General features: G+C 68.3%; 12 protein-coding genes. 6 read left to right on the forward strand and 6 right to left on the reverse strand.

From position 1 onward, the window contains the following. Positions 1-165, reverse strand: coding sequence for an argininosuccinate lyase (locus JHW48_RS13555; protein WP_119886626.1), 165 nt, complete (start codon positions 163-165; stop codon positions 1-3). Next, positions 162-1,562, reverse strand: a complete 1,401-nt coding sequence (gene argH / locus JHW48_RS13560; protein WP_119886625.1) for an argininosuccinate lyase — start codon at positions 1,560-1,562, stop codon at positions 162-164. Before argH ends, JHW48_RS13555 begins: the two co-directional genes overlap by 4 nt. 22 nt (positions 1,563-1,584) lie before the next feature. Here argH and JHW48_RS13565 point away from each other — a divergent pair, with 22 nt between their 5' ends. The 4 genes from JHW48_RS13565 (at position 1,585) to phbB (ending at position 5,147) form a co-directional block, all read left to right on the forward strand. Further along, positions 1,585-2,133: a TlpA disulfide reductase family protein gene (locus tag JHW48_RS13565; protein WP_240637873.1), complete on the forward strand. Its 549-nt coding sequence runs from the start codon at positions 1,585-1,587 to the stop codon at positions 2,131-2,133. A gap of 97 nt (positions 2,134-2,230) precedes the next feature. Beyond that, positions 2,231-3,058, forward strand: coding sequence for an EAL domain-containing protein (locus JHW48_RS13570; RefSeq protein ID WP_119886623.1), 828 nt, complete (start codon positions 2,231-2,233; stop codon positions 3,056-3,058). A 110-nt stretch (positions 3,059-3,168) separates the two neighbouring features. Further along, positions 3,169-4,341 (forward strand): acetyl-CoA C-acetyltransferase, encoded by a 1,173-nt coding sequence (locus JHW48_RS13575; RefSeq protein ID WP_119886622.1) that lies wholly within the window; start codon positions 3,169-3,171, stop codon positions 4,339-4,341. Between the two features lie 83 nt (positions 4,342-4,424). Beyond that, the gene (gene phbB / locus JHW48_RS13580; RefSeq protein WP_119886621.1) at positions 4,425-5,147 is read left to right on the forward strand and encodes a beta-ketoacyl-ACP reductase; all 723 of its coding nucleotides are present in this window, start codon (positions 4,425-4,427) and stop codon (positions 5,145-5,147) included. Between the two features lie 75 nt (positions 5,148-5,222). Here phbB and JHW48_RS13585 read toward each other — a convergent pair whose 3' ends face one another. The 3 genes from JHW48_RS13585 to JHW48_RS13595 are packed head-to-tail and all read right to left on the reverse strand — an operon-like array spanning position 5,223 to position 6,390. Next, positions 5,223-5,387: a YdcH family protein gene (locus JHW48_RS13585; RefSeq protein ID WP_119886620.1), complete on the reverse strand. Its 165-nt coding sequence runs from the start codon at positions 5,385-5,387 to the stop codon at positions 5,223-5,225. Positions 5,388-5,447: 60 nt separating this feature from the next. Next, positions 5,448-6,188 carry a tRNA1(Val) (adenine(37)-N6)-methyltransferase gene (locus JHW48_RS13590; protein WP_119886619.1) on the reverse strand — a complete coding sequence of 247 codons (741 nt, stop codon included), beginning with the start codon at positions 6,186-6,188 and terminating at the stop codon, positions 5,448-5,450. Next, positions 6,181-6,390, reverse strand: coding sequence for a putative signal transducing protein (locus JHW48_RS13595; protein WP_119886618.1), 210 nt, complete (start codon positions 6,388-6,390; stop codon positions 6,181-6,183). Before JHW48_RS13595 ends, JHW48_RS13590 begins: the two co-directional genes overlap by 8 nt. 75 nt (positions 6,391-6,465) lie before the next feature. Between JHW48_RS13595 and JHW48_RS13600 the strand changes: the two genes are divergently transcribed. Next, positions 6,466-7,467 (forward strand): polyprenyl synthetase family protein, encoded by a 1,002-nt coding sequence (locus JHW48_RS13600; protein ID WP_119886617.1) that lies wholly within the window; start codon positions 6,466-6,468, stop codon positions 7,465-7,467. Between the two features lie 69 nt (positions 7,468-7,536). Here the strand turns inward: JHW48_RS13600 and JHW48_RS13605 are convergent, their stop codons facing one another. After that, entirely contained in the window at positions 7,537-8,877 is a 1,341-nt protein-coding gene (locus JHW48_RS13605; RefSeq protein ID WP_119886616.1) for an ammonium transporter, read from the reverse strand. 377 nt (positions 8,878-9,254) lie between these two features. Here JHW48_RS13605 and JHW48_RS13610 point away from each other — a divergent pair, with 377 nt between their 5' ends. Then, the gene (locus tag JHW48_RS13610) at positions 9,255-11,537 is read left to right on the forward strand and encodes a transglycosylase domain-containing protein (RefSeq protein WP_119886615.1); all 2,283 of its coding nucleotides are present in this window, start codon (positions 9,255-9,257) and stop codon (positions 11,535-11,537) included. The last annotated feature ends 121 nt before the right edge of the window (positions 11,538-11,658 follow it).

The raw sequence follows: 11,658 nt of genomic DNA on the forward strand, positions 1-11,658 counted from the left end.
TCAGAGATTCGCCGCCACGCCGATGCGGGCATCGCCGCCGATGCTGATGCCGATCTGCTGCTGCAGGCGCGGCTCGGGGCGTTCGGGGGGGCCGTCCACGCCGCAGCCCGACAGGACCAAGGCTGCGACGACGACGATGGCCACGATGATGACGATGTTCCTCATGCCAGGATCTCCTTCCAGCGGGCGATCTGCGCGCGCACCTGGGCGGGCGCGGTCCCGCCATAGCTCTGGCGCGACGCCACAGAATTATGCACGCCCAGAACCGAGAAGACGTCCTGCGTGATGCCCGCATGCACGCCGGTCATGTCATCCAGCGTCAGGTCGGGCAGGTCGATGCCGCGCCCCTCGGCCAGCGCGACCAGGCTGCCCGTGACGTGATGGGCGTCGCGGAAGGGCAGGCCCAGTTCGCGCACCAGCCAGTCGGCCAGGTCCGTCGCGGTCGAAAATCCGCTGGAGGCCGCGGCCTCCAGCCGGTCGCGATTCGCGGTCAGGTCCGACAGCATGCCGGTCATCGCGGCCAAGGCCAGCATCAGCGTGTCGGCGGCGTCGAAGACCTGTTCCTTGTCCTCCTGCATGTCCTTGGAATAGGCTAGGGGCAGGCCCTTCATCACCGTGAAGAGCGCGACCGTCGCCCCCAGGATGCGGCCGATCTTGGCGCGGATCAGCTCGGCCGCGTCGGGGTTGCGCTTTTGCGGCATGATGGACGACCCGGTCGACCACTTGTCCGACATCGACACAAAGCGGAACTGGGCCGAGGACCAGATCACCAGCTCCTCGGCCAGGCGCGACAGGTGGACGGCGCAGATGCTGCTGGCCGCGAGGAACTCCAGCGCGAAATCCCGGTCGCTGACCGCATCCAAGCTGTTGGCCATGGGCCGGTCGAAATCCAGCGCGGCGGCGGTCATGTCGCGGTCGATGGGATAGCCAGTCCCGGCCAGCGCCGCGGCCCCCAGGGGCGATTCGTTCATGCGACGGCGGGCGTCCTGGAAGCGCGACAGATCGCGGCCGAACATCTCGACATAGGCCATCATGTGATGGCCCCAGGTCACCGGCTGCGCGGTCTGCAGATGGGTGAAGCCCGGCATGACCCAATCGGCCCCCGCCTCGGCCTGCGACAAAGCCGCGCGGATCAGGGCGGTCAGCCCGTCGATCGCCGCGTCGCATTGATCGCGCACCCACAGCCGGAAATCGGTCGCCACCTGGTCATTGCGGGACCGGCCCGTATGCAGGCGGCCCGCGGGTTCGCCGATGATCTCTTTCAGGCGGGCCTCCACGTTCATGTGGATGTCCTCCAGATCGGTGCGGAAGGCGAAATCGCCCGCCTCGATCTCTGACAAGACGGTGAGCAGGCCTTTCCCGATGGCCTCGGCATCGCTACCCTCGATGATGCCCGTGGCCGCCAGCATGGCGGCATGGGCGCGGCTGCCCCGGATGTCCTGTGCATAGAGCCGCCGGTCGAACCCGATCGAGGCGTTGATCGCCTCCATGATCGCGTCCGGCCCGGCGGCGAAGCGCCCGCCCCACATGCTGTTGGCGGAGGTCTGGGGCCGGTCGGTCATGAATTCGTCCTTCGGAGGTCACATGCTGCGTTCCGCCCTGCTTTATACGGCCCTTGTTTTCGGTGCAAACACCGCCTTCGCCGCGGACCCCGACTGGCAGGCCGCCCGCGACGGGGGGCTGGACAAGCTGGTCGTGGCGGAAAGCCCCGCCCCCGTGGCCCAGACCGAATTCACCGACCGCGACGGGGCCGCGCATACCCTGGCCGATTGGCAGGGCAAGGTGGTGATGCTGAACTTCTGGGCGACCTGGTGCGCCCCCTGCCGCGAGGAGATGCCCGCCCTTGACCGCCTGCAGGCGGAACTGGGGGGCGACGATTTCGAGGTGGTGACCATCGCCACGGGCCGCAACGCCGTGGACCGCATCGACGCCTTCTTCGAAGAGGTGGGGGTGGAAACCCTGCCCGTGCTGCTGGACCCGCGCCAGCAGGTCGCCCGCGACATGGGCGTGGTGGGCCTGCCCGTCACCGTGCTGATCGACCGCGAGGGGCGCGAGGTCGCGCGCTATCTGGGCGATGCGGAATGGGATTCGGACGCCGCCAAGGCCTTGGTCGCGCAGCTGACGGCGGAGTGAGCCGGGGCGGCAATGCGTTAACCCAAACCGCAGATTCCGGTCACGCTTCACGCCGGGTTAAGCCACAATGGGCAGACTGCAAGCAGACCCGACTCGGATGAGGCCACTCGTGAGCGACAGAAGCATGGAAAACAGCTCGCCCCTTGAGGATGCGATCCGCCACCAGGACCGGATCACCTTGGCATCGGTCGCTGCGGCGGTGGAAAAGGGCAGCGGCGTGCTGGCCTTCCAACCCATCGTCCAGGCGCAGCGGACCAAGACCCCCGCCTTCTACGAGGGGCTGATCCGCATCATCGACGACAGCGGCCGCCTGGTCCCCCTGCGCGATTTCATGCCCCAGGCCGAACCGACGGAGCTGGGCCGCAAGATCGACTGCCTGTCGCTGTCTTTGGGCCTGCAGACCCTGGCCGAGGATCCGGGCCTGCGCTTGTCCATCAACATGTCGGCGCGCTCGATCCTCTATCCCGAATGGATCAACACGCTGCGCCGCGGCGTGTCGGGCGACCCGATGCTGGGCGAACGCCTGATCCTGGAGATCACCGAAAGCAGCGCCATGGGCATGCCCGAGGAGGTCCAGGACTTCATGGCCGAGGTGCAGGGCTATGGCATCAGCCTGGCGCTAGACGATTTCGGGGCGGGCTATACCTCGTTCCGCTATCTGCGCGACTTCTGCTTCGACATGATCAAGATCGACGGCCAGTTCATCCGGGAAATCGCCACAAAGCCCGACAACCAGGTGCTGACCCGCGCGCTGCAATCCATCGCGCATCACTTCGACATGTTCACCGTGGCCGAATCCGTGGAAACCGCCGAGGAGGCCGCCTTCCTGATCGATATCGGCATCGATTGCCTGCAGGGATACTACTTCGGCGCGCCCACCATCGCGCCGCCGTGGAAGACGCCGCCCTCGCTGGCGACGCGCTGAGGGCGGCGCCGGGCAAGGGGTCATGGTCTTGCGCCTTGACCTCGGCCCGCCAAACGGCATCCTGACCCCCGAAGGCCGGTTCGCCCGGCATCGATGGGAAGGAGCCCGCCATGACAAAAGCCGTTATCGTATCCGCCGCCCGCACGCCGGTCGGCAGCTTCATGGGGTCGTTCGCCAACACCCCCGCGCATGAGCTGGGCGCCGCCGTCCTGGCCGAGGTCGTCAAGCGCGCCGGCATCGACGCGGCCGAGGTCGACGAGACCATCCTGGGCCAGGTCCTGACCGCAGCCCAGGGCCAGAACCCCGCGCGTCAGGCCCATATCCTGGCCGGCCTGCCCCAGGAATCCTCGGCCTGGGGGATCAACCAGGTCTGCGGTTCGGGCCTGCGCGCCGTCGCGCTGGCAGCCCAGCAGGTCATCCTGGGCGATGCCCGCGTGGTGCTGGCGGGCGGTCAGGAAAGCATGTCCCTGTCCACCCATGCCGCCTTCCTGCGCGCCGGTCAGAAGATGGGCGACATCAAGTTCATCGACACGATGATCCGCGACGGGCTGTGGGACGCGTTCAACAACTATCACATGGGCCAGACAGCCGAGAACGTCGCCGAGAAATGGGGCATCGGCCGCGACCAGCAGGACGAATTCGCCCTGGCATCCCAGAACAAGGCCGAGGCCGCCCAGAAGGAGGGCCGCTTCGACGACGAGATCGTGGGCTTCACCGTCAAGACCCGCAAGGGCGACACGGTCGTGGACAAGGACGAATACATCCGCCACGGCGCCACGATCGAGGCGATGCAGAAACTGCGCCCCGCCTTCGCCAAGGATGGCAGCGTGACCGCCGCCAACGCATCGGGCCTGAACGACGGCGCCGCCGCCGTCATGGTCATGACCGAGGAGGAGGCCACCCGCCGCGGCCTGACCCCGCTGGCCCGCATCGCCAGCTATGCGACCGCCGGTCTGGACCCCGCGATCATGGGCACCGGCCCCATCCCCGCCAGCCGCCGCGCGCTGGAGAAGGCCGGCTGGTCGGTGGGCGATCTGGACCTGGTCGAGGCGAACGAGGCCTTCGCCGCCCAGGCCTGCGCCGTGAACAAGGACATGGGCTGGGATCCGTCCATCGTGAACGTGAACGGCGGCGCCATCGCCATCGGCCACCCCATCGGCGCCTCGGGCGCGCGGGTGCTGAACACGCTGCTGTTCGAGATGCGCCGCCGCGACGCCAGGAAGGGTCTGGCCACGCTCTGCATCGGTGGCGGCATGGGTGTCGCCATGTGCTTGGAACGCTGAGGCAATGGGCGCGCAATGATCTTGCGCGCCCCCACACCATTCGTTAGCAATATTTCAATGACCTAAAAAAGGAGGGGGAACACATGTCGAAAATCGCTTTGGTCACCGGGGGTTCGCGCGGGATCGGCGCGGCGATCTCGAAGGCGCTGCAGCAGGCGGGCTATACGGTCGCGGCGAATTACGCCGGCAATGACGATGCCGCGCGCGCCTTCACCGAGGAGACCGGGATCAAGACCTACAAATGGTCCGTCGCCGATTACGAGGCCTGCGCCGAGGGCATCGCCAAGGTCGAGGCCGATCTGGGTCCCATCGACGTGCTGGTGAACAATGCCGGCATCACCCGCGACGCGCCGTTCCACAAGATGACGCCCCAGCAGTGGAAAGAGGTCATCGACACCAACCTGACCGGCATCTTCAACATGACCCACCCGCTGTGGCCGGGCATGCGCGAACGCAAATACGGCCGGATCGTCAATATCAGCTCGATCAACGGGCAGAAGGGCCAGTTCGGGCAGGCGAACTATTCCGCCGCCAAGGCGGGCGATCTGGGCTTCACCAAGGCCCTGGCCCAGGAGGGCGCGCGCGCCAACATCACCGTGAACGCGATCTGCCCCGGCTATATCGCGACCGAGATGGTGATGGCGGTGCCCGAAAAGGTGCGCGAATCGATCATCGGCCAGATCCCCGTCGGCCGCTTGGGCGAACCCGAGGAGATCGCGCGCACGGTGGTCTTCCTGGCCTCCGAGGAGGCGGGCTTCATCACCGGATCGACGATCAGCGCCAATGGCGGCCAGTATTTCGCCTGACCGGGCAGATGATGAAATGGACAAGGCCCGCGCGTTCTGCGCGGGCCTTTCCTAATCTTCCGAAAATTCAACCGATCAATGGCCCAGCCTGGTGATCTGCTCCTTCAGGCGCAGCTTTTCGCGCTTCATGGCAACGATCTCCAGATCGCTGGTCCCGGGACTTCTCTGCGCCCTTTCCACGGCGGCAGACAGATTCTGATGTTTCTTGCGAAGCTCCTCGACATGGGAAGCAATCGACATCGCGTCCTCCTTGTTCATGGTTGTCGAACAGGTCCAGTGCAGCACAGCCGCGCGATTCTGTCACGGAACTTTCGCATTCCCCATGTCGATCGGCGCACCGTCGCGCAGGATGCGGGCAGCGGCGGGCGACAGGGCCTGGCCGGGGCCATGGGTGACCAGCGGCGCCAGCAGGCGCAGCGGCCCGCGCGACCCCTTGCGGGCCGCGACCAGCACCCGCCCCGCCGCATCGCCCGGCCGCGCGGCGATGGGCAGGATCGCGACCGCCCCCGCCCGCCCGGCCAGCGCCGTCAGCAGCCCGTCCAGCCGGTCGGCGCGCTGGATCGCGGTCAGCCAGCCCCCCGGCCGCAACCGGCGCAGGGCCGCATCGACCCACATGCCCAAGGGCGTCGCCTCGGCCCGCGCGGTGGCGCGCCCGGCATCGGGGGCCGGCGTGCCCGCCAGGAAATAGGGCGGGTTCATGATGACATGATCCACGGACAGCCCCCGCAACACGGCGGGGGGCCGGGCCAGGTCGCCCTGCAGCACGGTCAGGGGGATGGCATTGGCATCGGCATTCGCGCGCGCCAGATCGGCATAGGGTCCCTGGATCTCCAGCCCGGTCAGGGTCAGGTCCGGCACGCGCCAGCCCAGGCACAGGCTGGCCACCCCGGCCCCGCAGCCCAGCTCCAGCACCGATTGCCCGGGGCGCGCGGGACAGGCCGCGGCCAGCATCACCGCATCCGCCCCCGCGCGATAGCCGCGCGCCGGTTGGGCCAGCCGCAGCCGCCCGTCCAGGAACCCGTCGATGCGGCTGTCAGTCATCCAGCCCGTTGTCGCGCAGGATGGCGCGGGCCATGAACTCGTCCCGATCCGCGACCATCAGCCGCGCGGGCAGGATCCCGATCGAGCCTTCCAGCACGCTCATGTGCTGGTCCATGGGAAAGACGCGGATGCCTTCGGATTCCAGCAGGCTGGTGGCTGCGGACATGCGGACGGGATCGTTGCTGCGGAAAAGCTCTTTCATGGCCGCGACGTTAAGGGGCGGTTGCGCATTTGTCGATGCCGTGGCAATGCGGGTGGCGCAGAGTTGGGGTAAGCCATGACCGTGCAGGAAAACGTCCGCAAACCGCTGGATCGGCTGTCCGACGCCTTGGGCGCCGAAATGGCGGCGGTGAATGCGCTGATCCGCGACCGCATGTCCAGCCGGCATGCCCCCCGCATTCCCGAGGTGACCGCCCATCTGATCGAGGCCGGGGGCAAGCGCCTGCGCCCGATGCTGACATTGGCTGCCGCCAAGATGCTGGGCTATCCCGGGCCGTGGCATGTCCATCTGGCCGCGACGGTCGAATTCATCCATACCGCGACCCTGCTGCATGACGATGTCGTGGACGAAAGCCGCCAGCGGCGCGGGCGCCCGACGGCAAACCTGCTCTGGGACAACAAGTCCAGCGTGCTGGTCGGCGATTACCTGTTCGCCCGCAGCTTCCAGCTGATGGTCGAACCCGGCAACATGCGCACACTGGAGATCCTGGCCAATGCCAGCGCCACCATCGCCGAGGGCGAGGTGCTGCAGCTCTCCGCCGCCCAGGACCTGGGCACGGATGAGGGCGTCTATCTGCAGGTGGTGCGCGGCAAGACGGCGGCGCTGTTCTCGGCCGCGACCGAGGTGGGCGGCGTCATCGCCGGCGCACCCGACGACCAGGTGCGTGCGCTGTTCGATTACGGCGACGCCTTGGGCATCAGCTTCCAGATCGTCGACGACCTGCTGGATTACGGCGGCGCGACCGAGGCCACGGGCAAGAATGTCGGCGACGATTTCCGCGAACGCAAGCTGACCCTGCCCGTCATCAAGGCCATCGCCGCCGCATCCCCGGAGGAGCGCGCCTTCTGGACCCGCACCATCGAGGCGGGCGACCAGCGCGAGGGCGACCTGGACCATGCGCTAACCCTGCTGGCCCGCCACGGCGCGATGGAGGCCGCGCGCGCCGACGCGCTGGCCCATGCGGCGCGCGCGCGGGCCGCGCTGGCCAAGCTGCCCGCCCATCCGATCCGCGACATGCTGGCCGATCTGGCCGATTTCGTGGTCAGCCGCGTCGCCTGACAGCCGGACAAAGGAAAGGGGGCGGGTCGCATCCGGCGACCCGCCCCCTTTTTTCGTCCCGATGCAGGCTTACTTGGCCTGCACGAAGTCGGGATAGGCCTCCATGCCCATCTCGCTGATGTCCAGGCCGCTGATCTGGGCCTCTTCGCTGGCGCGGATGCCCATGGTCGCCTTCAGGATCAGCCAGACCGCCAGGCTGGCCAGGAAGACGAAGGCCCCGATCGCCACGACGCCCACGAACTGGGTGACGAAGCTGGCATCGGCATTGGTGACCGGCACGACCAGCGTGCCCCAGATGCCCGCGACCAGGTGGACGGGGATGGCGCCGACCACGTCGTCGATCTTCATGCGGTCCAGCATCGGCACGGCAAAGACCACGATCACGCCGCCCACGGCGCCGATCAGCACGGCGGCGGGGATCGAGGGCGTCAGCGGCTCGGCCGTGATCGAGACCAGGCCCGCCAGCGCGCCGTTCAGCACCATGGTCAGGTCGACCTTGCCATACATCACCTGCATCAGGATCATCGCGGTGACGGCACCCGCCGCGGCGGCCATGTTGGTGTTCACGAAGATGCGGCTGACATCGGCCACGTCGTCGATCGTGCCCATGGCCAGCTGCGACGCGCCGTTGAAGCCGAACCAGCCCATCCACAGGATGAACGTGCCGAGCGTGGCCAGCGCCAGGTTCGACCCCGGCATCGGCTGCATCCGGCCGTCGGCGCGATACTTGCCGTGACGCGCGCCCAGCACGATGGCACCCGCCAGCGCCGCGAAGCCGCCCGCCGCATGGACCAGCGTCGATCCCGCGAAATCCGAGAAGCCCATCTCGTAGAGCCAGCCCTCGCCCCACTGCCAGCTGGCCTCGATGGGATAGATCAGGCCGGTCAGCACCACGGTGAAGATCAGGAAGGGCCACAGCTTGACCCGTTCGGCCAGCGTGCCCGACACGATCGAGGCGGTGGTGGCGCAGAACATCAGCTGGAAGAAGAAGTCGGACCCGATCGAGAACCCGCCCTCCAGATCGGCACCCGCGACGGGGTCCAGGCTGGCCATGCTGAACAATTCGCCGATCCAGCCCGCGATGGTCCAGTCGCCCGGATACATCAGGTTGTAGCCGACGATCCAGTACATCAGCCCCGCGATGGAGAAGAGCGCGATGTTCTTGGTCAGCTGGGTGGCGACGTTCTTGGACCGGACCAGCCCTGCCTCCAGCATAGCAAAGCCCGCGGCCATCCAGAAGACCAGGATGCCGCCGATCAGGAACAGCAGCGTGTCGAAGATGTATGCGACGTCCGCCGAGACGGCCTCGGCGGCGGGGGCCGCCTCCAACGGGGCCGCGACCTCTTGCGCGGCGGCGGGAAAGGCCGCCAGCACGCCGAGCGTCGCGATGAGCGGGAGGGTCTTGATCATAACGGTGTAACCTCGCTTCGAGCCGCAGCCGCCGGTCCGGCTGCCATCGCCCCTTTCATCGGCATTTCCCCCCGGCGGGCAAAGCCGCGCCCGCCCGCCGCGGCGGCAGAAACGTGAACTGCCCGCGGAATGGGCGCAAAAAGCGGGCAACGCCCGCTCAGTGCGCAGAACAGGTGCGGCTGCGGGGCGAACTGCCCCGCGGCTGTGCAACCGGGCGCGGCGCTGGCCATCCGGCGGGCAGCGACATGCGGCGGCGGGGCCTTGCCGGGCCGGCATCACGGATTGGTCAGCCCAATTCCCCTTTGCGGCGCTTTGCTGTAGGCTGCCCGGCAATTGGGCCGGAAAACCGGCATCGCAGTCACGCAGGCATCCAAGGCATGAAACGACCCAACGGCACCCCGCCCCGATCGGGCAAGAGCCCCATTGCCGACAAGCGCGCCGCCGCCGCGCCCGAACCGGTCCGAAAGCCCCGCAAGGTCCGCCGCCACGGCCGGGCCCGCCGCGGCGGCATATTCGGCTGGATCGCCGGGTTCGTCACCCTGATCTGGCGCATCATCTGGGGCAGCGTCTGGCGGCTCGGGATGGTCGTGGCGCTGATCCTGGGGGCGGCCAGCGCCTATTTCTACGTGGGCCTGCCCGAGGCCGAGGAGCTGTTCGACGGCCGCGCCCGCGGCAGCGTCACCATGCTGGACCGCGACGGCCGCGTCTTCGCGTGGCGCGGCGAGACCTATGGCGCGGTGGACAGCAGCCAGATCGCCCCCGTCCTGCGCGAGGCGGTGGTCTCGGCCGAGGACCGTCGCTTCTATCGCCATCTGGGCGTCAGCCCGCGCGGCATCGCCAGCGCCATCCGCATCAACCTGGCCGCGGGCCGCGGGCCGCTGGAGGGCAATGGCGGTTCCACCATCACCCAGCAGGTCGCCAAGCTTCTGTGCCTGGGCGAAACCTTCGACCCCACCCGCTTTTCGACCGAGGCCGAGTTCGAGGCCGATTGCCGGTCCGGCGGCGTGTGGCGCAAGGTCAAGGAGATCCCCTATGCCTTCGCCATGGAGGCGAAATACAGCAAGGACGAGATCCTCAGCATCTACATGAACCGCTCCTATCTGGGCGGCGGCGCGCGCGGCTTCGAGGCCGCCAGCCAGGTCTATTTCAACAAGCCCGCCAGCCAGGTGAACACCTCGGAGGCCGCGATGCTGGCAGGCCTGCTGCCCGCGCCGAGCCGATTCGCCCCGACCGCCAGCCTGGAACGCGCGCAGAACCGCGCCAGCGTCGTGCTGGGCCAGATGCATGAGGAAGGCTATCTGACCACCGACGAGCTGTCGGCGGCCCGCGCGGCCCCCGCCACCCTGTCCCAGGCCGCGACCGCGCGGGCGGGGGGCTATTTCGCCGACTGGCTGATGGAATCGGGTCCGGGCTTTCTGACCTCCGACACGACCGAGGACGTGACCATCACCACCACCTTCGACCAGCGCATCCAGCGCGCGGCCGAACGGGCGCTGAACCGGGTCTTCGACGAAAAGGTGCGCGACGGCTCGGCCTCGCAGGCGGCGGTCGTGGTGATGTCGGCCGACGGCGCGGTGCGCGCGATGATCGGCGGGCGGGAATCGCGGGTCAGCGGCGTCTTCAACCGCGCGACCCAGGCCAAGCGCCAGACCGGGTCCAGCTTCAAGCCCTTCGTCTATGCCGCCGCGCTGGAGGCGGGCTATTCCCCCGGCGACCGGGTCGAGGACGGCCCCCTGACCATCCGCATCCCCGGCGGGCGCAACTGGTCGCCGCAGAACTACACCCGCAACTTCCGGGGCATGGTGACGCTGACCCAATCGCTGGCGCAGTCGCTGAACACCTCGACCATCCGCCTGCAGGAGGCCGTGGGCCGCAACCAGGTGATCCGCGTCGCGCGCGATTTTGGCATCGTCAGCAACCTGACCACCAGCCCCTCCCTGGGTCTGGGCGCCTCCGAGGCGACGCTCCTGGAGCTGACCGGCGCCTATGCGGGGATCCGCAACGGCGGCACCTCGGTCGCGCCCTACGGGGTGGTGAACCTGACCATGCAGGGCGACGACCGCCCGCTGATGGGCCAGACCGGCGGTTTCGGCGAACGCGTCATCAGCCAGCGCGCGGCGGGCCAGCTGATCTACATGATGCAGCAGGTGATCTCCTCGGGGACCGGCACACGCGCGCAGCTGGGCTCGCGCCCGGTGGCGGGCAAGACCGGCACAACCAGCAGCTATCGCGACGCCTGGTTCGTGGGCTTCACCGAGCAATACGTGACCGGCGTCTGGATGGGCTATGACGACAACACGCCACTGCAGGGCGTGACCGGCGGGGGCCTGCCGGCCGAGATCTGGCAGGCCGTGATGTCCGAGATCCATGACGGCCTGCCGGAGCTGGCGCTGTCCACCGTCTCGCCCGATGGCAGCGGGATCATCATGTCCAGCGGCCAGACGACGCCGCAGGTGGTGACCAGCGGTTCCGCCGACGATCCGCTGGCCGCGGCCCTGGCCGGGGTGATGAACAGCATCGACGCCCAGAACACCGGCCGCACCGTCAGCGCCCCCACCGAGGTGCAGGGCGGCCCGCCCACCACGCCCGGCAGCAGCTCGGGTGCCAGTTCCGACGACGCGCTCAGTCGCGCGCTGCAGGGGATCCTGGGCGGGAACTGACGAACCGCATGCCGACCGAAAGGCCCCGCCCGGGGGCCTTTCGTCTTTTATGAGACAGAGCCGCTGGGGTCAGGACTTCGGTAACGCGGTTGTCTTCGCCAAGTCGTTTCACGCATGCGCC

The organism is Paracoccus aestuarii (genome assembly GCF_028553885.1).
GTDB lineage: Bacteria > Pseudomonadota > Alphaproteobacteria > Rhodobacterales > Rhodobacteraceae > Paracoccus > Paracoccus aestuarii.

Excerpts from the sequence above, each read along its gene's own strand:
- JHW48_RS13555 (WP_119886626.1), bottom strand. The coding sequence starts at position 165 with ATGAGGAACATCGTCATCATCGTGGCCATCGTCGTCGTCGCAGCCTTG.
- argH (WP_119886625.1), bottom strand. The coding sequence starts at position 1,562 with ATGACCGACCGGCCCCAGACCTCCGCCAACAGCATGTGGGGCGGGCGC.
- JHW48_RS13565 (WP_240637873.1), top strand. The coding sequence starts at position 1,585 with ATGCTGCGTTCCGCCCTGCTTTATACGGCCCTTGTTTTCGGTGCAAAC.
- JHW48_RS13570 (WP_119886623.1), top strand. The coding sequence starts at position 2,231 with ATGAGGCCACTCGTGAGCGACAGAAGCATGGAAAACAGCTCGCCCCTT.
- JHW48_RS13575 (WP_119886622.1), top strand. The coding sequence starts at position 3,169 with ATGACAAAAGCCGTTATCGTATCCGCCGCCCGCACGCCGGTCGGCAGC.
- phbB (WP_119886621.1), top strand. The coding sequence starts at position 4,425 with ATGTCGAAAATCGCTTTGGTCACCGGGGGTTCGCGCGGGATCGGCGCG.
- JHW48_RS13585 (WP_119886620.1), bottom strand. The coding sequence starts at position 5,387 with ATGTCGATTGCTTCCCATGTCGAGGAGCTTCGCAAGAAACATCAGAAT.
- JHW48_RS13590 (WP_119886619.1), bottom strand. The coding sequence starts at position 6,188 with ATGACTGACAGCCGCATCGACGGGTTCCTGGACGGGCGGCTGCGGCTG.
- JHW48_RS13595 (WP_119886618.1), bottom strand. The coding sequence starts at position 6,390 with ATGAAAGAGCTTTTCCGCAGCAACGATCCCGTCCGCATGTCCGCAGCC.
- JHW48_RS13600 (WP_119886617.1), top strand. The coding sequence starts at position 6,466 with ATGACCGTGCAGGAAAACGTCCGCAAACCGCTGGATCGGCTGTCCGAC.
- JHW48_RS13605 (WP_119886616.1), bottom strand. The coding sequence starts at position 8,877 with ATGATCAAGACCCTCCCGCTCATCGCGACGCTCGGCGTGCTGGCGGCC.
- JHW48_RS13610 (WP_119886615.1), top strand. The coding sequence starts at position 9,255 with ATGAAACGACCCAACGGCACCCCGCCCCGATCGGGCAAGAGCCCCATT.